Origin of the sequence: Bradyrhizobium sp. INPA03-11B (assembly GCF_040446015.1) — a bacterium.
GTDB lineage: Bacteria > Pseudomonadota > Alphaproteobacteria > Rhizobiales > Xanthobacteraceae > Bradyrhizobium > Bradyrhizobium macuxiense_A.
The window spans coordinates 48,953-74,207 of the sequence record NZ_JASGSR010000005.1; the positions used below are offsets into that span (position 1 = coordinate 48,953).

Sequence of the window (25,255 nt, forward strand, 5' to 3'; positions counted from 1 at the left end):
TTCAGGTCACCGGATCGATCGCAGCCGACGGCGTGCCGCCGGCCTCAACCGCCTCGCCCGCGGCGAGACAGAGATCCTCGCGGTAGCGGGCCGCCACCAGTTGCACGCCGACTGGAATCCGTCCCACCAGCCCGGTGGAGACGACGAGCCCGGGAAGCCCCATGAACGGGATCGCGATCTGCGGCAGCTGCGCGTGCCACACTCGCGCGAACGAGGCCTCGTCCTTGCGGTCGAGATGATCGGGGAACGGCAGTTCGCCGGACACCGGCATCAGCAGCACCGGATATTTGTCGAGGAAGGCAAACCATTCGCGGGTCAGCGTGGCGCGGCGGGTCAGCGCCTGCGACAGGTCGAACGGATGCACCCTTGAGCGGACGCCGCGCAGGCAGGCCAGCGCGCCGGGATCGCCCTCGCGCTCGGCAAACGCAAGCTGCGCCTCGTAGCCGTCGCCGAGCCACAGCCGGGTCTGGATCTCGGCCGCCTCGCGCAGCGGCGGCGTGTCGGCGATCTCCTCGACGATCCAGCCGGCAGCTTGCAGACGTTTGCCGGCATCGGCGACCGCGGCGACCACTTCCGGCACCGGGTTGAGACCATCGGGATTGAGGCACATTGCAACGCGCTTCTCGCGCGGCGGGCCCTCGAGCGGCACCGGCGCGTACCAGGGATCGCGATAATCCGGCGCCGACATCGCCGCGAGCGAGATCCGCAGATCGTTCACGGTGCGCGCCAGCGGGCCCGAGACCGCGCTGATCTGCGGGCCGATCGGCCGCTCCGGCAATGCCGCGTTGAAGGCCGGAATGCGGCCCATGCTCGGCCGCAGGCCGTGCACGCCGCAGGCATAGGCCGGATAGCGGATCGAGCCGGCGATATCGGTGCCATGGGCGATGTGACCGATGCCGGCCGCGACCGCGGAGCCCGCGCCGCCCGACGACCCGCCCGGCGTGATGCCGGGATCGCGCGGGTTCTTGGTGTCGCCGTGAATGAGGTTGGTGGTGAACCAGCGATAGGACACCGCCGGACAATTGGTGCGGCCGAGCAGCACCGCGCCGGCCTTGCGCAGATTGGCGACCACCGGGTTATCGGCCTTGGCGATCAGGTCGCGCTGCGCCTTCAGCCCGTTGGTGGTGGCGTAGCCCTCCTGGTCGACATTGACCTTGATCGTGATCGGCACGCCGGCGAGCGGCCCCACCGTCTCACCGCGCGCAATTGCCGCATCGACCTTCGCCGCCTGCGCCAGCACGTCGTCCGGCCGGTGATCGACCACCGCGTTGATCTTCGGGTTGACCGCATCGAGCCGGGCGAGCCCGGCCTCCGCGGCTTCCTTCGCCGATACCTTCTTCGTTTTGATGAGGCCGGCGAGCTCGGTTGCCGACAGACGCCAAAGATCCTGCATGAGACACTCCGTATGACGATGGCGTTTTAGCGCCGCACGGAGGACAAGGCCAGCTTCCCGCCGCGTAGCCGGTCAGCGGAAATGCGCGATGTAATAGGCAAGGTCGCCGATCTGCTCCTTGGTGACCGTCTGCATCACGTCCGCCATGGTGGCGTCGTAGCCGTGGCGGCTGTTGTCCTTGTATTCGGCCAGCGTCTTGGCGAGGTAGTCCTCGCGCTGGTTGGCGATGCGGGGGACGTTGTCCTTGCCGGAGAAATCGGTGTTGTGGCAGCTGTTGCAGCGGTTCTGCTGCGCCAGCGCCTGGCCGCGCGCCATCCGCGCCGGATCGCCGGCATCCGCGGGCGGCGTCGGCTTCGGCAGGGTGGCGACGAAATCCGAGAAGCTGCGCAAATCGTCGTCGGTCATCGGCTTCGCCATCTCGTTCATCGGGTCGAATACCCTGAGCTTCTCGCGAAACATGAACAGCTGGATCAGCGCATAGGGCGCCTGCTGGCCGCCGAGCGAGGGCGTATTCTCGGTCTCCGACGTGCCGTGCTCGCCATGGCAGGCGAAGCACGCCACGGCGCGTTCCTGGATGGTCTCCGCATTGGCGGAGAAGCTGAGTGCGGCGAGTGCCAGGACTGCGATGATTATTTTTTGCATTGGCCTCTCCCGGCATGTTCCGTCATTGCGAGGAGCGAAGCGACGAAGCAATCCACATCGCCGCAGGTGGCGGAATGGATTGCTTCGCTTCGCTCGCAATGACGATGGCTAGACTTTCGGCTTATTGATTGGCGACCTTCGGCTTGCCGTAGCTGACGCGATAGACCGCGCCGTTCCAGTCGTCGGAGACCAGCAGCGAGCCGTCCTTCAGCAGCATCACGTCGACCGGGCGGCCGACATACTTGTTGTCCTCGAGGAAGCCGGTCATGAACGGCTCGATCGACTTCACGGTGCCGTCCTTGTTCAGCCTCACGGCGACGACGTCGCCGCCCTGCTTCTGCGACTTGTTCCAGGAGCCGTGACGCGCGACGAAGATCACGTTCTTGTAGGTCTTCGGGAACTGGCTGCCGGTGTAGAAGCGCATGCCGAGCGAAGCGGTATGCGGGCCCATCAGGCCGACCGGCGGCGTGTAGTCCTTGCAGTTCTTGCCCCAGCCGAGCTCCTGATCGATGATGTTGCCCTGGTAGCAGAACGGCGCGCCGAAATCCTCGCCCGCCTTGGTGATGCGGTTGAGCTCGTCTTCCGGCACCGTCTCGGACAGCCAGTCGCGGCCATTGTCGGTGAAGTACATCTGCTTGGTCTCGGGATTCCAGTCGAAGCCGACCGAGTTGCGCACGCCGAGCGCATAGACCTCGGCGCCGGAGCCGTCGAGATTCATGCGGCGGATCTGGCCGTGGTCGGCGTCATGCAGCACGTTGTTGCCGGGCTGGCCGACCGGGACATAGAGCTTGTTGTCGGGACCGATGGCGATGAACTTCCAGCCATGCGCCTCGTCCTTCGGCAGCTTGTCGTAGATGACGGTCGGCTTCGGCGGGTTGTCCAGATTGTCCTCGATCTTGTCGATCTTGGAGACCTTCGAGAGCTCGGCGATGTAGAGCGTGCCGTCCTTGAAGGCGACGCCGTTCGGACGATAGAGGCCGGAGGCGATCACCTTGACCGAGCGCTTGCCATCCTTGTTGACGATTGCATAGACCTTGTCGACGAGCCGGCTGCCGACGAACACGGTGCCCTTGTCGCCGAGCGCCAGCGAGCGCGCATTGGCCATGCCGGCGGCGTAGACCTCGACATTGAAGCCGGCCGGCACCTTGAGCTTGGCGAGCGGCAGCTTGTCGGGCGCCGATGGCAGCGGCGGCGGCGCCACCGGCGCGAGCTTGGCGGCAGCTTCATTGTCCGGACGTCCGATCAAGGGCGAGCCCGGCGGCAGCGGCTGGGCGGCCGGAGCCGCACCTGCGGCGGGCGCGGCGGTCGGCTGCTGCGCCGCAGCAGAGAGCGTGAACGCGCCCAGCATGGCCCCGGCCAGCACAAGGCTGCGCGGTGCGAACGAGTGATTTTTCATGGATGTTCTCCCCTGGGTGGAAGCCTTTGTTCATCGCGCCATTGATGTCGATCGGCGCCGTCAGGCTTTCCGTTCATAGTCTTGCGAATTTGTCCGGACAATTGCAATCGGAAACATGCCGACATCGGCCAACGCATGGTTGTAGCCGGGCGGCCTTTGTCAGCGCGCGTCAGTGCCTTGTCATGGAGCGGTCCGGACGATCGAGGATCGCCTCGGTGAAGGGAAACTCCAGCACGATCTCGCCCTCGTCGTCGGTCACCTCGATGACCGCGCTGAGCAACGCGCCGTCGGCACCCTCGGTCTTGAGCAGCTCGCGAATCATCGCCCGCGCCATCTCCCACGCGCGATCCGGATCGCGCAGGATTTCGCCGTCGGGATCGGAGATCAGCTCGTCGCCGATACGGGTATTGAAGAAATAGCGTGGCATCGGCTGAACTCGGCTCGGTTAGTCGCTTCCCGTCACCGGGAAGCACAGAATCGTCATCAGGACCTTCGGAGGATCATCTGGCCCCTGTCTCTTAGTCCAAGATCACCATTCACCGTGTGGCGAACAACAGGAAAAAGGTCTGATGGCACCGGGTTTTGACGGGAAATGCGCGCACAAATTTGTGAGTGAGCCGGATTTGCCTTCCGCAGTGCAGCATACCGTTCCGCAGGGCGCCTAGCGAAAAATTTAAGTGGCGAACTTTTCCAACCACAGTAATTTACCTGCAGGGCGGAAAGTTCGTCCGGTTGCAACAAGGAGAGCCTAATGGCCTGGAAAGCACCGAAGATCGTCGAAGTGTCGGTCGGCATGGAAATCAACATGTATATGTGCGCTACCCGCAAGTAAGCGGCAGCGCCCTATACACGTTTAGCGTTTTAGCGCAGGTGGACATCCGGGCGTAACGCGCTCCCGAGCATGGGGGTGTGTTCCAAAGCCGGAGTCCACCTCGTAACGTTTCTGGGTCCAAGTTCTGGGTCCAAGTTCTGGGTTGAAGTCAAACTTCAGAGTGAAACTCTCCAGGGGACGGATCATGCTTCGTGTCGTCGTCCTGGGTGCCGCGGCGGGTGGCGGCGTTCCGCAGTGGAACTGCGGCTGTGCCGTCTGCAGGACGGCACGAAGCGACCATCCCGAATTGCAGAGCACGCAAGCCTCGATCGCCGTCAGCGGCGATGGCGCGCACTGGTTCCTGGTCAACGCCTCCCCCGATCTCCGTCAGCAGCTGATCGCAACGCCGCAGCTCCATCCGAAGCCCGGCGCGCTGCGCCACAGCCCGATCGCGGGCGTCATCCTCACCAATGGCGAGATCGATGCCGTCACCGGGCTGCTGTCGATGCGCGAGGGCTCGCCGTTCGCGATCTACGCCCATGAACGGGTGCTGGCGATCCTGCGCTCCAACAGCATCTTCAACGTGCTCAGCGAAAAGAACGTGACCCGCCTGCCAATCGCGGTCGACCGGGCTTTCGAGCCGGCCCTGCCCGATGGATCGCCGTCCGGGCTCGAGGTGCTGCCGTTCGAGGTTCCCGGCAAGGGCGCATGGTATCTCGAGGGCAAGGCGCACCCGGCGGGCGCCGACGGTGCCGGCGATACGCTCGGCCTGCGTATTGCGGACAAGCGCAGCGGCAAATATTTCTACTTCCTGGCCGCCTGCGCCCGTGTGACCGACGACCTGAAAGCACGGCTCAAGGGCGCGCCCCTAGTGTTCTTCGACGGCACGGTGTGGCGCGACGACGAGCTGATCGCGGCAGGGCTCGGCAACAAGACCGGCCAGGGCATGGGACATATCGCGATGTCGGGCGATCAGGGCGCGATCGCAAGCCTCGCCGGGCTCGACATCGGACGAAAAGTGTTTTTGCATATCAACAACTCCAACCCGGCGCTGCTTGGGACCTCAGCCGAACGCAAGGCGGCCGAACAGGCGGGCTGGCAGATTCCCTCCGACGGAACGGAGATCGTGCTGTGAATGTCGTGCTGACCTCAGGAATGACCGCGCTCTCGATCGGCAAGGGCATCACGCTCGAAACTGCCGAGGAGATGGAGGCGACGCTGCGCACCATCGGTGCGACGCGCTATCACAGCCTGCACCCGTTCCACCGCCTGCTGCACGGCGGCAAGCTCAACAAGGGCCAGGTCCAGGCCTGGGCGCTGAACCGCTATTACTACCAGAGCACGATCCCGCTGAAGGACGCGATGGTGATCTCGCGCTTCCGCGACCGCAACACGCGGATCGAATGGCGCCACCGCATCGAGGATCATGACGGCGATCTCGGCAATGAGGGCGGCATCGAGCGTTGGCTGAAGCTGACCGAAGGGCTCGGCCTCGATACCGCCTACGTCGAATCCACCGAAGGCATTCTGCCGGCGACCCGCTTTGCCGTGGAGGCCTATGTGCATTTCTGCCGCGACCGCACGCCGCTGGAGGCGATCGCCTCCTCGCTCACCGAATTGTTCGCGCCGAACCTGCATGAGGAGCGCATCTCGGGGATGCTGAAGCATTACGACTTCGTCAACCCCGACATCATGAGCTATTTCAGCCGCCGCCTGACTCAGGCGCCGCGCGACGCCGGCTTTGCACTCGAATACGTCAAGCAGCATGCCAGGACGCCGGCCGAGCGCGAGGCTGTCTGCAACGCGCTGATCTTCAAGACCAACGTGCTGTGGGTGCAGCTCGACGCGCTCTATCACGCGTACGTCGACGGCCAGATTCCGCCCGGCGCCTTCGTGCCGAAGACGGCTTGAGGACAACATCATGGCCAGCCGCAATATCAGCGTCAGCGAGACCAGCCGGCCGAAGCTGCCGCGCCACACCAAGCTGAAATTCGACGAGACGCGGCAGGTCTGGGTGATCCTGGCGCCGGAGCGCGTGCTGGCGCCGGATGAGATCGCGGTCGAGGTTTTGCATCTCTGCGACGGCGTGCGCAGCGTCGCAGAGATGGTCGACCAGCTCGCAGAGAAATACGCCGCCCCGCGCGAGGCGATCGCGACCGACGTGATCGCGATGTTGCAGGACCTGGCCGACAAGGGCTTTCTCACCGAAGCGCGCGAGAGCACAGCATGAGTGACACGCTCGCCGACAAGACAACGACAGCAGGCCCAACCGACGGGCTCGCAGTGCTCGAGCAAACGCGCTCGGCGGCCGAGACCTACGGCATCCCGCTCGCGGTGCTGCTCGAGATCACCCATCGCTGCCCGCTGCAATGCCCGTATTGCTCCAACCCGGTCGAGCTCGACCGTGGCTCGACCGAGCTCACCACTGAGGAATGGAAGAAGGTGCTGAGCGAGCTTGCCGAACTCGGCGTGCTGCAAATCCATTTCTCCGGCGGCGAGCCGACCGCGCGCAAGGACATCGTCGAGCTGGTGCAGCACGCGACCGATGTCGGGCTCTACTCCAACCTGATCACTTCGGCCGTGCTGCTGACCAAGGACAAGCTTTCGGCGCTGGCCGACGCCGGCCTCAGCCATGTGCAGATCAGCTTCCAGGGCAACGAACCCCTGGTTGCCGACCGCGTCGCAGGCCTGAAGGACGCGCACAGGAAGAAGCTCGAAGTCGCGAAATGGACCCGCGAGCTCGACATGCCGCTCACGGTGAATGCCGTGATGCACCGGCAAAACCTGCATCAGCTGCCCGACATCATCCAGATGGCGGTCGACCTCGACGCCGACCGGCTCGAGGTCGCCAATGTGCAGTATTACGGCTGGGCGCTGAAGAACCGCGCCGCGCTGATGCCGACGGTCGAGCAGATCGAGGAGACCAGCCGCATCGTCGAGGAAGCCCAAGTTCGCCTGAAGGGCACGCTCGCGATCGACTATGTGGTGCCGGACTATTACGCGCTGCGGCCGAAGAAGTGCATGGGCGGCTGGGGCCGCCAGTTCTTCAACATCTCGCCGGCCGGCAAGGTGCTGCCGTGCCACGCCGCCGAAAGCATCACCGGGCTCGAATTCTTATCGGTGCGCTCGAACCATTCGATCGCCTGGATCTGGCAGAACTCGGAGGCCTTCAACCGCTATCGCGGCACCGGCTGGATGCCGGAGCCGTGCAAATCCTGCGAATTCCGCGAGGTCGATTACGGCGGCTGCCGCTGCCAGGCCTTTGCGCTGACCGGCGATGCCGGGAATACCGACCCGGCCTGCGCGCTGTCGCCGCGGCACGAGGAGATCTTCAAGCAGGCCGAGCGGGAATCCGCCGGCTCGCAGAACCGTTTCCTGTATCGCAACTTCGCCGGCGGCACGCTGGAGACGGACGACCACCAGGAAAAACCTCATGGCGCCTGACGCCGACGCCGGCAAGGCTGCCAGGCGATCCGATCCCTTTGCTCCGCTGACGTCGGAATGGCTCGATGTCGGCGACGGCCACAATCTGCACGTCGAGAGCGTCGGCCGCGAGGGCGGCATCCCTGCGGTCTATCTGCATGGCGGTCCCGGCAGCGGATGCCAGCCGGATCATCGCCGGCTGTTCGATCCGGAGCGCTTCCACGCCGTGCTGTTCGACCAGCGCGGCTGCGGCCGCAGCCGGCCGAAGGGCAGCCGCGACCACAACACGACGCAGCACCTGATCGCGGACATGGAGAAAATCCGCGAGCGCTTCGGCTTTGCGCGCTGGATGGTGGCCGGCGGCTCCTGGGGCGCGACGCTGGCGCTGGCTTATGCGCAGGCTCATCCCGAGCGCGTCAGCGGCCTTGCGCTGCGCGCGACATTCCTCGGCACGGCCGAGGAGCTGGAAGACGTCTTCCTGCGCGCCTTGCCGCGCTTCTATCCCGATCTCTCGGAGGACTTCCTCAACTTCCTGCCCGAGCACGAGCGTGCGGCGCCGCTTGCGGCCTATTACCGCCGCATCCTGGATCCCGACGCCGCCGTGCATGCGCCGGCCGCGCGCGCCTGGCACGACACCGAACGTGTGCTGTCGGAGCACACCCCGAAGCAGACGCGGCTCGACCTCAAGGCCTCAGGCGCCCTGCCCTCGACGCCGTTCATGGAGGCGCACTACTTCGCCAACGATTGCTTCATGCGGCCGCACCAACTCATGGACGAGGCCGGCAAGCTCGCCGGGATTCCCGGCATCCTGGTGCAGGGCCGCTACGACCTGCTGTGCCCGCCCGCGACGTCGCACGCGCTCGCCGCGCGCTGGCCGAGCAGCGAAGTCCGCATCGTCGATGGCGCAGGCCACATCCTCTACGATCCCGGCATCCGCAATGCCGTAATGAAGGCGATCGCCGACCTGGCGGCAAGAGCATGACCAAGGCACCCGGCATTCCTCCGCGCGTCGGCTGACGAGGGTAAACCGGACCCTTTCGAGCATCGGCAAGATCGACGCAATTGACCCAGCGCTGCCGCGCCTTGCCTACAAAGGGCCCGGCCTGGTGCCAAAAGGAGTTGGCTCGGACAACTGTTCTCGCCGAGAGACGTATGATGGCCGATGGTTGACCGTTTCGACGTCGAGACCCGCGGCCTTTGCAAAGGAACCGCCGATGGCATCGAGTTCTTGACGTGAAATGACATCGTCGATGCAGACGAAGCCTTTTGGCGCGCGCTCTTCTGCAATCTGCATAGCCGCTTCAGGTCCAAAATTACGATTTCGCAAGATGATGTCGTTCATCGTCGGCCGGCGCTCTGCGTCGTAACGGTCCAGCGCCGCGACAGCATCATTAGTTTCTACCAGGGCACGGGTAAGCACACGGGAATCGAGGATGGCCTGGGAGCCGGCCTGGCCGCCGATTGGCTGCATCGGATGTGCGGCATCGCCAAGCAAAGTGACGCGGCCGAACGACCAGGCGGCAACCGGATCGCGATCGACCAGTGGAAATTCATAGATGTCGGGTGACTTGTCGATAAGCGCGGGGAGATCGAGCCACGGAAATTTCCAGCCGCCGAACGCTGACAGAACCTCTTCCTTCGCAACACGCCGGTTCCAGTCCTCACGCGGTGGCGCCTGTTTCGTCACCGTCTTTTGGCAAATCCAGTTGATTAGGACTTTGCCGCTCCGCCTCCGAGCAATGGGATAGATGATGACTCGCTGGTGAAAATGACCGGCAATGACCATCGTCTTGCCATCGAGGAACGAGTCGGCCTCCACGGCCGCTCGCCACAACACCTGACCGGCGAAGCGAGGCGCGCCTTCTCCAGGAAAAAGCTGCTGCCGAACGCCTGAATGGATACCATCGGCGCCGACGAGAATGTCCGCTTCCTCGACCTGATCCGATCCGGATTGACGATCAGCGAAGCGAACCTTGACGCGGCTCTCGTCCTGCTCGAATCTGACCAGCTTCAGTCCGGTTCGGACATTTTGGTCTCCGATACGCTCGCGGACGGCCTGGAGCAGGAGGCGCTGAAGCTTCCCTCGATGGATCGAGTATTGCGGCCAGCGATATCCGGCCTCCAGCCCCCGGCGCTCGGCATGGATCAGTTGGCCGAACTTGTTGCAGAGATTGAGCCGCTGCGTAGCGATGCCGGTCACCGCAAGGACGTCGCCCAGTTCGAGTTCAGTCAGTTCACGTACCGCGGTCGGTTGCAGATTGATGCCAACGCCGAGCGGCGCGGGATCGCGCACGGCCTCGTAGACACGGACTGCTATTCCGGCCTGATGCAGGCTGAGTGCAAGACTCAGCCCGCCGATGCCGCCTCCCGCGACGATAACTTCGAGATGCTTCATCGTGCCGCGACGCGAGGGTCTCTGACGTTGTTGAAGGTCTCGAACTCGACATTGCGCAGTTCGCTTCCGGTCTTCTCTACCTTGCGGATATAGATGTTGTGCACGACCTCGCCGGTGTTGCGGTCGATAGACATCGGGCCGCGCGGGCTCTCCCAGGCCATGCCCCTCATGGCGGCGATCAGCACCTTGCCATCCGCGGAGCCGGAAGTCCTCTTTAGCGCTTCATAGATTGTGTGCATCCCGTCATAGCCGGAGACCGCCATGAAGTTCGCGCCGTCTTTCGCTTCCTTGCGATAGGCGTCGGTGAATGCCGCGTTGACGGCGGATGCATGCGCTGCCGAATAAAAGTGTGCGGTGACGACGCCGAGCATGGCATCGCCCATGTTCGGCAAGGCTTCGTCGTCGGTCAGGTCACCGGGCCCAATCAGTGTGATGCCTGCCTTGTCGAGACCACGCTCGACGAACTGCTTGGCGAACGTCGCGGCTTGGGTCGAAGGTACGAACACGAACAACGCCTGCGGGGCGGCGTCCTTGACGCGCTGAAGGAAGGGCGCGAAGTCGGGATTGCGCAGCGGGACGCGGATCGCTTCCGCGATCTGTCCGCCCGCGGCCTTGTAGTTATTGGTGAAGGTTTCCTCGGCTTCCAGCCCGGGTGCGAACTCCGTTACCAGTGTCACCGCCTTGGCGACGCCTTTTTTCATCGTCCAGTCGGCCAGGATCGCGGAAGATTGCGCGAGCGTGCAGCTGGTGCGGACGTAAAACGGTGATTTTTCGATCACTGCCGTCGTGCTCGAAATCATGATGACGGTCGGCTTTTGTGCTTCCGTAATGAGGCCGGCGCTCGCGAAAAGGTCTGCGGTCAAGCCTCCGCCGATGATATCCACCTTGTCATTGACGATGAGCTCCTGGATCAGGCGCTTGCCGGTTTCGCCCGAGGACGCGCCGTCCCTTACGATCAGTTCAACCCTTCTGCCGGCAACCGTGTCGCCGTGCTGTTTCATATAAAGGCGGGCGCCCGCCAGCACCTGCTGACCTGCTGCAGCAAGTGGACCGGTCATGGGCATGACCATGCCGATCTTGACCGCGTCCTGCGCGCTGGCGTTCCCCGTTGCGGCGGTTGAAAGAACGAGAATCGCAGCGCCGAAGATACTTCGCTTGGACATCTCTCCCTCCATCAGGGCCGGCGCGGCTGCCGGGGACCGGAAGCCATGGCCGATCGCGGATTGAATGCTGCCTCGGGTCCCTGTAGTTTGAAAGTTCGATTTTTGGATATCCCTGTAGCTTGCAGACTAAGGGGTTCGAAAATGGAATGGTCTGAGCGGATTGGCCGGCGGATCAGGCTGCGCGACCTCCACATTGTGCTGGCTGTGGCCGAAGCGGGCAGCATGGCGAAGGCTGCCCAGCGCCTTGCGATCTCCCATCCCGTCGTCTCCAAGACGATTTCCGATCTCGAGCAGATACTCAAGGTAAAGCTGTTCGACCGCACCACGCAGGGCGTCGAGCTGACCAATTACGGCCAGGCGTTGCTCAAATGCGGAATCAACGTGTTCGATGAGATGCGTCAAGGATTGAAGCAGATCGAATTCCTGACTGATCCCACGTCGGGTGAACTTGCAATCGGATGCCCGGAGATCATGAATGCAGGCATGGTGCCTGCGATATCGGAGCGCTTCCTGCAACAGCATCCGCGGGTGCAGTTGCGTGTGGTCCATGCAGACATCGCATTGGCGCAGTTCGGTCCGCTGCGCGAGCGCAAAGTCGAACTTCTGATTGGACGGCTGCCGGATCCGTTTCTCGAAGAGGATTTGGTCTTCGAGCCGCTGATCCAGGAGCCGTTTGTGGCCGTTGCCGGAGTCAATAGTCAATGGGCACGTCGCCGTCGGATCGAGCTCGTTGATTTGATGGAGCAATCCTGGGTGCTTCCGCCGCATGACAGCACGCCTGGCGGAATCATCTCGGGAATTTTTACCGCAGGTGGGCTGAAGGCACCCCGGCCCTCGGTTGCCACGCTATCAATTCAATTGACCACGACCCTTATCGCAACCGGCAAATTCGTCGGCATTCTACCGAACTCGGTTGCCCAATTCAGTTCCCGACGGGTGGGGCTGAAAATCCTGCCGGTCAAAATCCCGATTACTCAGTATGCGGTCGCACTTCTTACTTTGAAGAGCCGCATACCGGGTCCGTTGGCAAAGTTGTTCATTGAGCACGCGAGAGCTGTAGCGAAATCACTATCGGCATGAACGTATGCTTCTGCCCAGAGACACGATTGAGATCGCGATCGACGGTCTGCTTGTGGCCCGAGGCCGACATTTGCCAAGTGCGCCTCTTTTGTCCGCTTCTGACGGACATGCTGACTGTCGTTCAGTGGGCGCACCGGCGGTCGACGCCGTTGCCTATGCCGGCAGCACGATCACCTTCGTTTTGACGGGCGTTCGCGAATAGAGGTCGAGCATGTCCTGGCTGAGGAGGCCGGTACAGCCGCTCGTAATGCCGTTCCCGATCGTTTCGGGGTCGCTGGTGCTATAGATCGTGTAAAGCGTGTACACTCCATTTTGATAGAGGTAGAGCACGCGGGCGCCGAGTGGATTGTCGAGACCTCCCGGCATGCCGCGAGCATATTTGCCCGCCTCCGGCTGGCGCGCGATCATCTCCTTGGGTGGCGTCCAGGTCGGCCATTCGGCTTTGCGGCCGACATAAGCCTCCCCGCTCCACCGGAACCCATCGCGGCCGACATTGGCGCCATAGCGGGTCGCGTTTCCCTCACCTTCAATACGGTAGACATAGTACTTGCCGGGATCGACGATAATCGTACCGGGCGCCTCGTTGCTGTCGTAGCGCACCGTCTTGCGAAAATATTTCGGATCGACCTTGCTGACATCGACCGCAGGGATCGGGAATTTCTCGTCAGGCACCGGCCCGTAGACTTTCTCCGCCTCGGCCAGGCTCATGTAGTCGGATGCGCAACCAGCCAGGCTCAGTGCGGCGAGACCGGCAGCGGAGCCGAACAGAAACGCCCGGCGGTTGACAAGGCGCGAGCGATGACCAGGCAGAGTCCCCTCACCCATCGCGCCGGCGTCGGCGTCGGCGTCGGCAATTCCACGGTCCATCAACATGGTTTCGGCTTTTCCCTTGTCCCGTCGTTCGCCCGGAGCAGACTTTGGCATACCGCAGGAAGGTGGAGAAAAAGTTCTTCGTCAGTCGAGGTCGAAATCTCCTTGACCAACAGACGGTCGTGTGAGACTCGCCCGAGAACAATACGAGAACTCTCTTCTTGAATGCTGCTGACCTGTCGCTGCTTTCGCTGAAGCGAAAACGGCCTAGGCCGGATCCATTCCCTTGGACTTGAGCACGGCGGAACCGGCCGGACCGGTGAGGAGCTCGATCAGCGATCTGGCCGCTGCCGGATCTTTGCTCGTGGATCCGATGCCGACCGCGAAGACGATCGCGCTGTTCAAATCACCGGGTAGAGGGCCGACCACCTGCGTCCCCGGAACCGCGGCAATTTCCGAGGCCTGTGCGACGCCCATTTCGACTTCGCCCTTGGCGACGAGTTCGCCCGCTTCGGCGCCCGGCACCAGGACGGTCTTGGATTTCATCTGATCAGTGATGCCGAGACGATCAATGACCTTGGCGAAATAGACGCCACTGGCGCCGCCCTTCGCTGGATCGGCGTAGGAGATCGATTTGGCGGCGAGAAGCGCAGTCTTCAGTTGCTCCACTGTGCTGATGTCGGGCTTGGGCGCACCGGTACGTACCCCGACGGCGACATAAGAGCTCCCCACGTTGACGATGCTGCCCTGGGCAACCTTGCCCTGGGTCATTAGGCCGTCGAGGGCAGTGCGCGACAGGATCATCACATCTGCGGTTTCGCCCGCCTCGATCCGCTTCTTCAGATCGGCGATCGTGCTGTAGACGACAATTAGCTTGTTGCCGCTGCGGCTCTCGAACTTCGGGATCAGTTCGCCGAGTGTAGGGGTGAGCGCGACCGTGCTCATGACCTTAACGTCGGCGGCATGCGCGGCGGGTGCTGCCGCTCCCAGAGTTAACAGGAACGAACACTCGACCGCCGCCATGAGGGCGGCCCGTCGCGAGAAAAACCGTCCCATCATGGCTTTCTTGCCTCCTGGTTAGCTGGATCCCAAGCATAACCGAAATGGAACAACACCTGCGACCGACGGCTACTTTGTTTTCGATATTTTGGCAGTGCCCCTTCAAACCAGGTTCAGGTCCTTCGGCTTGATGCCGGTGAAGATGCGTTCGAGGCTCGCCTGCTGCAGGCCGTAGACGTGCTGGACCAGGCCGGCGAAGAATGCCTTGTAGTCGGTCAGCACAGGATAGTCGCGGTTCTGGAACAGCGTCGCCTGTGCGACCTGGACCTGCTCGCCGGCCATCCGTCCGCCATTGATGCCGCCGCCCATCACCCAATAGACGCTGCCATGGCCATGATCGGTGCCGCGGTCGCCGTTCTCGCGGAAGGTGCGGCCGAATTCGGAGATCACGACCACGACGGTGTCGCGCCACATCGCGGGGCCGATCTCCTCGGAGAAGCCGGCAAGGCCCCTGCCCAGCTCGCCGAGGCGGTCGGCGAGATAGCCGGTCGCGGCGCCCTGGTTGACATGGGTGTCCCAGCCGCCGACGTCGACGAAGCCGAGGTTGAATTGCTCGCGCATCAGGCGGCCGATCCGCCGCGCCGACAGCTCGAAGCCGCGCGGCGACACCGCGCCGCGGTTGGCCGCCATCATCTCCTCGGAGACTGATTTGTAGACGTCGTCGCGGACGCGAAATCCTTCCGACACCGAATTGGCGAGATCGCCCTTGGCATACATCTCCCTGATCAGCCGCGCCTGCCGGTCGTCGACGCCGGGCTTGCTGACGCTGGCGATGCCGATGTTCGGGATCTGGCTCTGGCCGCGGAAGATCAGCGGCAGCTGGTCGGTGAAGGAGATCGGCTTCACCCGCGTCAGCTCGGTCGCGAGCCGGCTCATGAAGCCGGAGCGGTAGTCGCGGCTGCCGCCGACCGCCTGCCCGAGCTCGATCGTGTCCTGGGTCTCGAAATGGCTGCGCGAGAGGTCGTCGCTGGTGCCGGCAAACGGAACGAACGCGATCTCGCGCTTGGCCCAGAGCGGATAGATCGACTCGCGCAGCGCCGGATGCAGCCCCCAGCCGGCATCGAGCGCCAGCGCCGCGTTCGGATTGCCGGTATCGGGCCGCGCCACCGCGAGCGTCGGGCGCGAGGCGTAGTAGAACTCGCTGCCGACCGGCACCACCACGTTGGCGGCGTCATAGGCGCCGCGCAGGAACACCACCAGCAGGCGCGCGTCGGTCGCAGGCGCCGCCCAGACCCGGCCGGCAAGGGTGAGCGAGGTGGAAGCGGCGAAGGCCTTGATCAGTTCGCGGCGGTTCATTGGCGAACCTCCCTTTCAGTGCATGAACTCGGGTGACGACAGAAACAGCGTGTTCCAGTCCTGCGGCGACACCGCCTGGTCGAGCGCGGCGAGCGTGGTCGGGCTCAGCGTCTGCCTGATGTTGCTGAAGTAGAGCCCGTTCATGACGAGCGGAAACGCCGGCTGGTCGACGGCGTTGGGCTCGTTCGGCTTGAACAGTCCGGCCGATCCCGAGCCGATCGCGCGCGCGATCTCGAAGCGCAGCATCATCTGCCCGGGACCGTTCCAGGCCGCCGACAGCATCGAATAGCCGTCGGGCGTCTCGTGGTTGAACAGGCCTTCCGACAGGCGGTTGAGCCAGCCCTGGATCGGCAGCGTGTTGAGGACGACCTTGTTGTCGTAGGCGAGCCGCACCGACGACATCACGTAGAGCACCGGGTCCTTGAACTTGGCGCCGCCCTTCAGGCTCGCGGTGAATTCCGGAGCATGAACCAGCGTCGACATCACGGCCGCGATATCGCCGTCGGTCTTCTGGAAGGTCTGCGCCATTTGCTGCACCAGCGCGGGCGGCGGATTGTCCGAGACGAAATAGGTCGCGAGCTGCTTTGCGATATGCGTGGCGGTCGCGGGGTGGCGGCACAGGATGTCGAGGGCTTCATCGACCTCGGCGAGACCGCGGCCCTTGATCTGATGGCCGAGGAAGGTCTTGTCGCCGAAATCGTGCCGCGCCGGATTGAATTCGAACGCGCCCTCGCGGACCAGCTGGGATTGCTGCTCGGGCTTCAGCTTCGGATCCTCCGACTTGAAGTCGATGCCGACGCCGGTGAGGATCCGCGCCAATGCCTCGACATCGGCCTGGGTGTAGCCGGAGCCGACGCCCATGGTGTGCAGCTCCATGATCTCGCGGGCGTAGTTCTCGTTGAGGTGACCGGCCGCGTTGTCGGCGTTGTCGAGATAGCGCAGCATCACCGGATGATGCAGCGTCGCCGAGAGCAGGTTGCGGAATTTGCCGAGCGCGTTGGCGCGGATCGCGCGGTCCTCGTAGTCGCCGACCAGCACGCGGATGTTGGACTTGTACTGGTGAACGTTGAAGTGGTTGAACCAGAACCAGGTCAGGCGTTCGCGCAATTGATCGGGCGCATAGAGCGCGTGGAGGATGGTGCGGGCCGCGGCCTGCCGGGCGCGGTCGTTCATGGCCTGCTGATAGACCTGTTGCGCCGCCTTTTTCTGCTCGGGATCGGCGACCTGGTTGGCGGATTTCCCCTGCTGGTCGAACGAGGCCGCAATGTCGAACGGGAAGCGATGCACGTCCGGCATCGCCTCGATCTGCTTCTGGACGGCGGCCGGCAACGCACTGTTGGCCGGATGCAGCTGCTCCTGCAGCCAGCGTTCGACGCCGACCTCGCGCAGATGCGCCGCGCTGGACGCGTTGACGCCCCAGGTCAGGCGGTCGAGCAGCGCGATGTCCTGCGCCGCGAGCTCAGTCGCCCGCGCCGGCTGGTGGAATGCCACCAGCCCCGCGATCGTACCGATGATGAGTTTCGCGACTGTCCGCGGTCCGAGTGTGGCCGTGATGCTCATGAAGGCTGACCTGCTCGGCTCATGGTGTCATGCCCTCAATGTTTGCATTTGCCGGGAGGGCATGCCGGCGGGGCGGCTCGGGCTGGTGCTGCGGGCCTTGGCGGGGGCGCTGCCATCCGCGGCGGCGGTGCTGCGCGCTGCGCCTGCATCGCCGGCCGCGGTGGTGGTGGCGGCGGCGCGGCGCGCGGAGCCGGTGCGGGCGCCGGGCGCGGCGCAACGGCTGCGGCATGGGGCGGCGGAGGTGCGGCCCGCGGCGGAGGTGCAGCCCGCACCGGCGCAGCCCGAGAGACCGGCGGCGGCGACACCGCGGCATGCGCGGGTGCCGAACGCGCTGCCGGCGCCGACCGGCCCGAAGGTGCGCGGCTCGCCGGCGACGACGGCGCCGGTGCCGGCTTCACGTTTGTGGTCGGCGCGGTCGCGGCATGCGAGAGCGGTTGCTGCCGCCCCGGCTTGCCGGCGGTCGCGGGCGAAGCCGGCGCATTTGTCGTGGGGGCTGCGCCGGGCTTGGCCGGAGGCGCAGGTTGCGCATTGGCAGGCGCCATGGCTGTCGCCGGCTTGCCGGGAGCGACCACATTCGGCTTGGCCCCAGGCTGCACTGCCCCAGGCTGCGCGGCGCCAGGTTGTGCGGCACCCGGCTGCACGGCGCCATGCTGTTGCGCGGCGCTAGGCGGCGCGGTCGCCGACTGCGGCAGCGGCGGTCCATTCTTCGCGCCCGGAAGGGTATGCGCACCCGGCGCGCCCATTGCGTTCGGCGTCGTGGCTGCGTTCGGCGCGGCGGCAGCGTTCGGCGCAGCGCCGGGCGCTCCCATCGCCGCACCCTGTGCCGGCGTCACGCCTTGTGGACCGCCAGGCCGTGCCAGATTGGCGCGCTGCATCGCCGCGGCCGGCAGTTGCGGTGCCGCCGTGACCGGTGCACCGCCCATTGCCGCGGTCACCCCGGCCGCATGAAGCTGCGCCGGCGTCGGGTTGGGATTGTTGATCACCGTGTTGATGACGGTCGTGTTGTGGATGTTGTTGAACACGATGTTGTTCTGCGGCGGCACCACATAGGCCGGCGCGGCGACATAGGCCGGCATCGCCACGAAGAACGGCGTCGGCAGCACGAACAGGCCGATCGGCGGCGGCGGTGGCGGCAGCACGACGAAGTCCGGCGGCGGCGGCGGCAGGAAGAACACCGGCGGCGGCGGAGGCGGCGCGAAGTCGAACACCGGATCGCTGTAATAGAGCACCGGGCGGTCGACATAGACGATCTCGTCGGGCGGCGGCGGCGGCACGTCATAGTCGAGCACGGTGAACTGCGCGGGCGGCTCCAGCGCGGCCGACAGATAGGCGAGCCGGCGCCTTGCGTCGTAAGCATGCGGCCCGTGCGGATAACGCCGCAGATACGACCAATACGCATCGGTCGAGTCGGCGTTGTAGGTGCGCCGCCAGGTGATGGCCTCGCGCCGCGCCGCCACGATCGCGCGCACCCGCTTGGCCTGCGGATCGTTCGGATAGGCCTGCAAGTAGTCCTCGTAGCCCTGCAACGTGTCGCGCTCCAGCGCGGCCGCGTAGGCATCCTGGGCCGGGAAATCGCGGATCGGCTTGGTGCGCAGTCCGGCATCGACCTGCTGCGGCGGCGCGTCCGGCTTGCGCTCGAAGAACATGAAGGGCGCATCGACCTTCTGCGCATTCCACGGGATCTCGGCGCCCTTGGTCATTTCGTTGACGCGCAGGCGGACGCGATCGAACACCTCGGGCAAGGTCAGGCCGCCGGCGCGAATCATTTCCGCCAGCGCCTGCGCATACGGCCCGTAAGGCGGCGCGCCGTCGGGGGCGACGGTGCCGGGCGCGGAATTGAAGGCGATCAGCATCTTCGGATCGGGATCGACCAGCGCAAGGCCGCCGGCCAGCGGCTGGCCGTCCTTGGCGAAGGGATTGCTGCGCGCCGCATCGAGCACGATCACACCGGCCTTGATCGGCAGCGCCGACAGTTGATGGCTGTAATCGGAGATGCGAATCGCCTCGACCGGCACGTCGGTGTCGCGGGCGATCTTGGCGTCGACCGGCACGAAGTAGTTCTCGCCGGTGAGCTGCACGCCGTAGCCAGCGAGATAGACGAAGGCGACGGCATTGGGGCCCGCGTCCTGCACCTTCTGGATGAAATCGCGGAACGACTTGCGGAGCGTCTCGCTATCGAGATCGCGCGCTCCGATCACGTCGAAGCCGGCGGCCTGCAACGTCTGCGCCACCAATCCGGCATCGTTTGCGGCGGTCTGCAGCGCGCTGGCCTGATAGGCCCCGTTGCCGACCACGAGCGCGAGGCGCTTCTCCTGGTCCTCCGCATGGACAGGAAGCGCGGCGAACGACACCAGACCCACGATCAATGCCCACAGAATGCGCGTCATAGTGGTCGTCCCTTTTCTTCTCAAGAGTTGGCGTAATAGATGGAAATGCTACTTCCGTGAATGCGCGCTGAACAGGATTGCGGCAATTGTGGCAATCCTTGGTCTGCACGGTCTCGGGCGGCTCGGAACCGGCTTCCCCGGCCCGCACCGGTCGGCGATATTGTACAGATAAAACAAGGCAAAGAAGGAGCCCCCGATGCCAATCGCCGGACAAGGCATGCTGATGACCTCGATGGATATCGACAGCTTACACGAAGCTGAATTCAACCGCTGGTACGACCGCGAGCATCTCGAAGAACGTGTCGCCATCGATGGATTCGAGGAGGCCCGCCGCTACGTCGCCCATGACGGCAGGCCGAAATATCTCAGCCTCTACTCCACCGCGACCTTCGACGTGCTCGAGAGCCCGGCCTATCGCAAGGCGCTCGCCAACCAGACCGACTGGTCGAAGGCCAACATCGCGCGCTTCCAGAATATGATCCGCGGGGTGGCGCGCATCACGATCAGCCGCGGCGTCGGCCGAGGCGCCGCGCTCGGCATCATCCGGCTCCGTCCGCCGGCCGATGGGGCGGACAAGCTCCGCGCTGCATTGCGGGAGCAACTCGATCCCGCCGCGCGCGACGGCATCATCTCGATGCACCTCTTGGAGAACGATCCCGTGCTGTCGAAGCCGCTCACGCCGGATGCCGAGAAGGCCGATCCCGGCGCCGGCGACTGGTTCGTGCTGATCGACGCCACTGATGTCAGCGCGATCCCGGCGGCCGCGGCTGCCATCACCGGCAACGCTGCCTTGAAGCCGCTGGTGGTCACCAGCGGCGTCTACAGGCTGTTGTGGGACATCGCGAAGAGCGATCTGCCGCGCGATTAAACAAACGCGCAGCGCGTGTGTCGACTTTCATACCCAAACAAACGTTACGTGGCGGTGCGCGCATGCTGCACCGCCACATAACGTAATCGAGATTAACGCTACACGCGCATCAGCCGCGCGAAAGCTGATGATCAGACAATTTAGCCTTTGCCTTCTCTGGAACGGCTCTAATAAGATAAGCCTATGATCCAATTCAAAAACCAGAACAACGCCACGTGAGCGTTCGTCGTCAACGATAAGGCCGCGCGGGTAGGCATTTTCGCGCGGGTCAAAGGTAGGAATGAAACCGACTGATATCTCGGCGCCTGATTACTTTCATAAAGTAGTCGATTGCCAATGGGCCTGCCCCGCACACACCCCTGTTCCCGAGTACATCCGGTTGATTGCTGAGGGGCGTTACAGCGACGCCTACATGATCAATTGGCAGTCCAACGTGTTCCCCGGGATTCTCGGGCGCACCTGTGACCGTCCATGCGAGCCGGCGTGCCGCCGCGGCCGGGTCGAGGACAATCCGGTCGCGATCTGCCGCCTGAAGCGCGTCGCTGCCGACTTCAAGGACGACATCAAGCATCGCCTGCCGAAGCCGGGGCCGAAGAACGGCAAGCGCATCGCGCTGGTCGGCGGCGGCCCCGCCTCGCTCGCGGTGGCGCGCGATCTCGCGCCGCTCGGTTATCACTGCACCGTGTTCGACGGCGATCCCAAGGCCGGCGGCATGATGCGCAGCCAGATTCCAAAATTCCGTCTGCCCGACAGCGTGATCGACGAGGAGACCGACTACATCCTCGACCTCGGTGTCGAGTTCAAGGGCGGCCAGCGCGTCGACAGCCTGAAGCAGCTGCTCTCCGAGAATTACGACGCGATCTTCGTCGGCAGCGGCGCGCCGCGCGGCCGCGAGCTCGACATCCCCGGCCGCAAGGAAGCCGGCGCCAACATCCATATCGGCATCGAGTGGCTGGCCAACGTCTCGTTCGGCCATGTCGACAAGATCGGCCGCCGCGTCATCGTGCTCGGCGGCGGCAACACCGCGATGGATTGCTGCCGCACCGCGCGCCGCCTCGGCGGCGAGGCCGTCAAGGTGGTCGTCCGGTCCGGCTTCGAGGAAATGAAGGCCTCGCCGTGGGAAAAGGAAGACGCCATCCACGAGGACATCCCGATCCTCAACTACATGGTGCCGGTGGCATTCAAGCATGTGGCCGGCAAGCTGATCGGCGTCATCTTCCAGAAGGTCCGCGCCGAATACGATGACAAGGGCCGCCGCAATCTGGTGCCCTCGGGCGAGCCGGACGAGACGATCCCCTGCGACGATGTGCTCGTTGCGGTCGGTCAGGAGAATGCGTTCCCCTGGATCGAAGCCGATTGCGGCATCGAATTCGACAAGTGGCACATGCCGAAGGTCGACCCCAAGACGTTCGCCTCGACCAATCCGAAGGTGTTCTTCGGCGGCGACGCGGCGTTCGGGCCGAAGAACATCATCTGGGCGGTGGCGCACGGCCATGACGCCGCGCTCTCCATTCACAAGATGCTGTCCGGCGAGGACATCAACGAGCGCCCGCTGCCCGAGGTGCACGTCTCCTCGCAGAAGATGGGCATCCACGAGTGGAGCTACGACAACGACATCTCCGCCGACAAGCGCTTCAAGGTGCCGCATCGCGACAAGGTGGTGGCGCTGAAGGACATCCGCGCCGAGGTCGAGCTCGGCTACGACCTCAAGCTCGCGCTCGGCGAGGCGCAGCGCTGCCTGAACTGCGACGTGCAGACGGTGTTCTCAGCGCCGCTCTGCATCGAATGCGACGCCTGCGTCGACATCTGTCCGATGGACTGCATCAGCTTCACCGAGAACGGTGAGGAGGACGATTTGCGGCAGCGGCTGAAGGCCCCCTCGCCGCATCACGACCAGGCGCTCTACGTCTCCGGCGACCTGAAGACCGGCCGCGTCATGGTGAAAGACGAAGACGTCTGCCTGCATTGCGGGCTGTGTGCCGAGCGCTGCCCGACCGGCGCCTGGGACATGCAGAAGTACCTCATCGATATGGTTCAAGCGGGATCAACATGTCAGTCCAAAGCCCGATCAGCAGCGTAAACGACTTCGTCGTCCGCTTCGCCAACGTCAACGGTTCGGGCTCGGCTTCCGCGAACGAACTGTTCGCGCGTTCGATCCTGCGTCACGGCGTGCCGGTCAGCCCACGCAACATCTTCCCCTCCAACATCCAGGGCCTGCCGACCTGGTACGAGGTGCGCGTCACCGAGGACGGCCATCTCGGCGCCCGCGGCGGCGTCGACATGATGGTGGCGATGAACCCGCAGACCTGGGACAAGGACGTCGCCTCGATCGAGCCCGGCGGCTACCTGTTCTACGATTCGACCAAGCCGATGCCGTCGTCGAAGTTCCGCGAGGACATCACGGTCATCGGCGTGCCGCTGACCGCGATCACCAACTCGACCTACACCGATCCCCGGCAGCGCCAGCTGTTCAAGAATATCATCTATCTCGGCGCGCTCTGCGCGCTGCTCGACCTCGATCCCAAGGTGGTCGAACAGCTGATCGGCGAGCAGTACAAGGGCAAGGAGAAGCTGCTCTCCTCCAACGTCCATGCGCTGCATCTCGGCCGCGACTGGGCGCTGCAGAACCTGAAATGCCCGCTCGGGCTGCGGGTGAAGAAGTCCGACAAGGTCGGCGACCGCATCTTTGTCGAGGGTAACAGCGCAGCCGCGCTCGGCGCCGTCTATGGTGGCGCCACCGTGTGCGCCTGGTATCCGATCACGCCGTCATCGTCGGTGGCGGAAGCCTTCACCAGCCACTGCAAGAAGTTCCGTCACGATCCCGAGACCGGCAAGGCGAAATACGCCATCGTGCAGGGCGAGGACGAACTCGCCTCGATCGGCATCGTGATCGGCGCCTCCTGGAACGGCGCGCGGGCTTTCACCGCGACCTCGGGTCCGGGCATCTCGCTGATGACCGAGTTCATCGGCCTGTCCTACTTTGCCGAGATCCCGGCCGTGATCATGAACATCCAGCGCGCCGGCCCCTCGACGGGCATGCCGACCCGCACCCAGCAATGCGACGTGATCGCTTGCGCCTACGCTTCGCATGGCGACACCAAGCACGTGCTGCTGTTCCCGGAGGATCCGGCGGAGGCGTTCGAGTTCGCCGCCGCCGCCTTCGATCTCGCCGAGCGGCTGCAGACCACGATCTTCCTGATGCTCGATCTCGACATCGGCATGAACCACCGGCTGTGCCGCCCGCTGAAGTGGGACGATGCCAAGCAATACGACCGCGGCAAGGTGATGACGGCGGAGATGCTCGAGGAAGGCCGCGACTTCGGCCGCTATCTCGACGTCGACGGCGACGGCATCCCCTACCGCACCTATCCCGGCACGCATCCGACCAAGGGCTCCTACTTCACCCGCGGCACCTCGCGCGATCGCTACGCGCGCTATTCCGAGGAAGGCGCCGTTTACGCCGACAACATGCAGCGCCTGGTGCGCAAGTTCGAGACCGCGCAGGACATGGTGCCGCGGCCGCTGCAGGCCAATGCGGCGAAGCCGACCAAATACGGCGTGCTGTATTTCGGCTCGACCTCGCCCGCGATGGACGAGGCGATCGGGATATTGGAGGCGCGCGGCCATCAGCTCGACCGCATGCGCATCCGCGCCTTCCCGTTCCACTCCAGTGTCGCAAGCTTCATCGCCGACCACGACTTCGTCTACGTCGTCGAGCAGAACCGCGACGCCCAGCTGCGTCAGCTGATCGTCAACGAGAACGGCATCGACCCCGTCAGGCTGGTGCCGATCCTGCACTATGACGGCACGCCGATCACCGCGCGCTTCATCGCCAACGCGATCGGCGACCACCAGGACCACCTCAAGGTGACCCCTCTCCGCAAGGCCGTGACATGACCTACATTGCAAAGCCGAAGTTTCATCATCCCGGCCTGAAGAAGAACGAGCTGGGCTATACCCATCGCGACTACGAGGGCAAGATCTCGACGCTGTGCGCCGGCTGCGGCCACGATTCGATCACCGCCTCGATCATCGAGGCCTGCTATGAGCTCTCGATCGAGCCGCATCGGGTGGCGAAGATTTCCGGCATCGGCTGCTCGTCGAAGACCCCGGACTATTTCCTCGGCAATTCGCACGGCTTCAACTCGGTGCATGGCCGCATGCCGTCGGTCCTGACCGGCGCCAACCTCGCCAACCGCGACCTGATCTATCTCGGCGTCTCCGGCGACGGCGATTCCGCATCGATCGGCTTCGGCCAGTTCGCGCATTCGATCCGGCGCGCCGTCAACATGACCTACATCGTCGAGAACAACGGCGTGTACGGCCTGACCAAGGGCCAGTTCTCGGCGACCGCCGACCGCGGCTCGAAGTCCAAGAAGGGCGTCACCAACACCGACAATGCGATCGACCTGGTCGCGATCGCCTTGCAGCTTGGCGCCACCTTCGTGGCGCGCTCTTTCTCCGGCGACAAGACGCAATTGGTTCCCTTGATTGCCGCTGCGATCCGGCACAAGGGCGCGTCCTTCATCGACGTGATCAGCCCCTGCATCGCCTTCAACAACCACGCCGGCTCGACCAAGAGTTTTGACTATGTCCGCGAACACAACGACGCGGTGAACCGGCTCGACGTGCTGGTCGGCCGCGAGCCGATCAGCGTCGACTATGCGCCCGGCACCGTGCAGGTGGTCGAGCAGCATGACGGTTCGCGCCTCGCGCTGCGCAAGCTCGACGCCGACTACGATCCGCACGATCGGCTGGGCGCGATGACCTTCCTGCAAAAGCATGCGGCCAAGGGCCAGATCGTCACCGGCCTGCTCTATGTCGATCCGGATGCCGAGGATCTGCACACCCATCTCGACACCGTCGAGACGCCGCTCAACACGCTGGACGAACAGGCGCTGTGCCCCGGCTCAGCCGTGCTGGACAAGATCAACGCCAGTTTACGGTAAGCACTGGCCCTCGCCGTCACAAA

22 protein-coding genes are annotated in these 25,255 nt (G+C 64.4%); 11 read left to right on the forward strand and 11 right to left on the reverse strand.

The features are described from left to right. Position 1: 1 nt before the first annotated feature. The 4 genes from QMZ05_RS03245 to QMZ05_RS03260 form a co-directional block, all read right to left on the reverse strand. Entirely contained in the window at positions 2–1,393 is a 1,392-nt protein-coding gene (locus tag QMZ05_RS03245) for an amidase family protein (RefSeq protein WP_353699457.1), read from the reverse strand. 72 nt (positions 1,394–1,465) lie between these two features. Further along, positions 1,466–2,035 (reverse strand): c-type cytochrome, encoded by a 570-nt coding sequence (locus tag QMZ05_RS03250; RefSeq protein ID WP_353699458.1) that lies wholly within the window; start codon positions 2,033–2,035, stop codon positions 1,466–1,468. A 121-nt stretch (positions 2,036–2,156) separates the two neighbouring features. Continuing rightward, positions 2,157–3,431, reverse strand: a complete 1,275-nt coding sequence (locus QMZ05_RS03255; protein WP_353699459.1) for a PQQ-dependent sugar dehydrogenase — start codon at positions 3,429–3,431, stop codon at positions 2,157–2,159. A 169-nt stretch (positions 3,432–3,600) separates the two neighbouring features. Beyond that, the gene (locus tag QMZ05_RS03260) at positions 3,601–3,858 is read right to left on the reverse strand and encodes a hypothetical protein (RefSeq protein WP_016839844.1); all 258 of its coding nucleotides are present in this window, start codon (positions 3,856–3,858) and stop codon (positions 3,601–3,603) included. 324 nt (positions 3,859–4,182) lie between these two features. Here QMZ05_RS03260 and pqqA point away from each other — a divergent pair, with 324 nt between their 5' ends. The 6 genes from pqqA (at position 4,183) to pip (ending at position 8,647) form a co-directional block, all read left to right on the forward strand. Then, a complete protein-coding gene (gene pqqA / locus QMZ05_RS03265; protein ID WP_035635412.1) occupies positions 4,183–4,263 on the forward strand; it encodes a pyrroloquinoline quinone precursor peptide PqqA in 81 nt (26 codons plus the stop codon). A 184-nt stretch (positions 4,264–4,447) separates the two neighbouring features. Further along, positions 4,448–5,377, forward strand: coding sequence for a pyrroloquinoline quinone biosynthesis protein PqqB (gene pqqB, locus QMZ05_RS03270; RefSeq protein WP_353699460.1), 930 nt, complete (start codon positions 4,448–4,450; stop codon positions 5,375–5,377). A gap of 20 nt (positions 5,378–5,397) precedes the next feature. Then, positions 5,398–6,153, forward strand: a complete 756-nt coding sequence (gene pqqC / locus QMZ05_RS03275; protein WP_353699517.1) for a pyrroloquinoline-quinone synthase PqqC — start codon at positions 5,398–5,400, stop codon at positions 6,151–6,153. Between the two features lie 10 nt (positions 6,154–6,163). Beyond that, positions 6,164–6,472, forward strand: coding sequence for a pyrroloquinoline quinone biosynthesis peptide chaperone PqqD (pqqD, locus tag QMZ05_RS03280; RefSeq protein WP_050422505.1), 309 nt, complete (start codon positions 6,164–6,166; stop codon positions 6,470–6,472). Then, positions 6,469–7,686: a pyrroloquinoline quinone biosynthesis protein PqqE gene (gene pqqE / locus QMZ05_RS03285; RefSeq protein ID WP_353699461.1), complete on the forward strand. Its 1,218-nt coding sequence runs from the start codon at positions 6,469–6,471 to the stop codon at positions 7,684–7,686. Before pqqD ends, pqqE begins: the two co-directional genes overlap by 4 nt. Next, positions 7,676–8,647, forward strand: coding sequence for a prolyl aminopeptidase (pip, locus tag QMZ05_RS03290; protein ID WP_353699462.1), 972 nt, complete (start codon positions 7,676–7,678; stop codon positions 8,645–8,647). Before pqqE ends, pip begins: the two co-directional genes overlap by 11 nt. Positions 8,648–8,752: 105 nt before the next feature. Here the strand turns inward: pip and QMZ05_RS03295 are convergent, their stop codons facing one another. Beyond that, positions 8,753–10,060 (reverse strand): flavin-dependent oxidoreductase, encoded by a 1,308-nt coding sequence (locus QMZ05_RS03295; protein WP_353699463.1) that lies wholly within the window; start codon positions 10,058–10,060, stop codon positions 8,753–8,755. Continuing rightward, positions 10,057–11,223 carry an ABC transporter substrate-binding protein gene (locus QMZ05_RS03300; protein ID WP_353699464.1) on the reverse strand — a complete coding sequence of 389 codons (1,167 nt, stop codon included), beginning with the start codon at positions 11,221–11,223 and terminating at the stop codon, positions 10,057–10,059. Before QMZ05_RS03300 ends, QMZ05_RS03295 begins: the two co-directional genes overlap by 4 nt. 141 nt (positions 11,224–11,364) lie before the next feature. On the opposite strand from QMZ05_RS03300, the gene QMZ05_RS03305 reads away from it, so the two are divergent. Continuing rightward, positions 11,365–12,303, forward strand: coding sequence for a LysR family transcriptional regulator (locus tag QMZ05_RS03305; RefSeq protein WP_353699465.1), 939 nt, complete (start codon positions 11,365–11,367; stop codon positions 12,301–12,303). A 153-nt stretch (positions 12,304–12,456) separates the two neighbouring features. Here the strand turns inward: QMZ05_RS03305 and QMZ05_RS03310 are convergent, their stop codons facing one another. From QMZ05_RS03310 to QMZ05_RS03330, 5 genes are all read right to left on the reverse strand, one after another. Further along, on the reverse strand, positions 12,457–13,176 hold the full coding sequence (locus QMZ05_RS03310; RefSeq protein ID WP_353699466.1) for a L,D-transpeptidase: 720 nt from the start codon (positions 13,174–13,176) through the stop codon (positions 12,457–12,459). Between the two features lie 204 nt (positions 13,177–13,380). Continuing rightward, positions 13,381–14,172, reverse strand: coding sequence for a molybdate ABC transporter substrate-binding protein (modA, locus tag QMZ05_RS03315; protein WP_353699467.1), 792 nt, complete (start codon positions 14,170–14,172; stop codon positions 13,381–13,383). A gap of 102 nt (positions 14,173–14,274) precedes the next feature. Beyond that, a complete protein-coding gene (locus QMZ05_RS03320) occupies positions 14,275–15,468 on the reverse strand; it encodes a DUF1501 domain-containing protein (protein ID WP_353699468.1) in 1,194 nt (397 codons plus the stop codon). Between the two features lie 15 nt (positions 15,469–15,483). Further along, on the reverse strand, positions 15,484–17,028 hold the full coding sequence (locus tag QMZ05_RS03325; protein WP_353699469.1) for a DUF1800 domain-containing protein: 1,545 nt from the start codon (positions 17,026–17,028) through the stop codon (positions 15,484–15,486). 35 nt (positions 17,029–17,063) lie between these two features. Continuing rightward, positions 17,064–19,415: a caspase domain-containing protein gene (locus QMZ05_RS03330; RefSeq protein ID WP_353699470.1), complete on the reverse strand. Its 2,352-nt coding sequence runs from the start codon at positions 19,413–19,415 to the stop codon at positions 17,064–17,066. Between the two features lie 196 nt (positions 19,416–19,611). Here QMZ05_RS03330 and QMZ05_RS03335 point away from each other — a divergent pair, with 196 nt between their 5' ends. The 4 genes from QMZ05_RS03335 (at position 19,612) to QMZ05_RS03350 (ending at position 25,232) form a co-directional block, all read left to right on the forward strand. Then, positions 19,612–20,283, forward strand: a complete 672-nt coding sequence (locus QMZ05_RS03335; protein ID WP_353699471.1) for a hypothetical protein — start codon at positions 19,612–19,614, stop codon at positions 20,281–20,283. Between the two features lie 280 nt (positions 20,284–20,563). Then, positions 20,564–22,363 (forward strand): FAD-dependent oxidoreductase, encoded by a 1,800-nt coding sequence (locus tag QMZ05_RS03340; RefSeq protein WP_353699472.1) that lies wholly within the window; start codon positions 20,564–20,566, stop codon positions 22,361–22,363. Next, positions 22,333–24,180 (forward strand): 2-oxoacid:acceptor oxidoreductase subunit alpha, encoded by a 1,848-nt coding sequence (locus QMZ05_RS03345; RefSeq protein ID WP_353699473.1) that lies wholly within the window; start codon positions 22,333–22,335, stop codon positions 24,178–24,180. Before QMZ05_RS03340 ends, QMZ05_RS03345 begins: the two co-directional genes overlap by 31 nt. Then, positions 24,177–25,232: a 2-oxoacid:ferredoxin oxidoreductase subunit beta gene (locus QMZ05_RS03350; protein WP_076865745.1), complete on the forward strand. Its 1,056-nt coding sequence runs from the start codon at positions 24,177–24,179 to the stop codon at positions 25,230–25,232. Before QMZ05_RS03345 ends, QMZ05_RS03350 begins: the two co-directional genes overlap by 4 nt. Positions 25,233–25,255 lie beyond the last annotated feature (23 nt).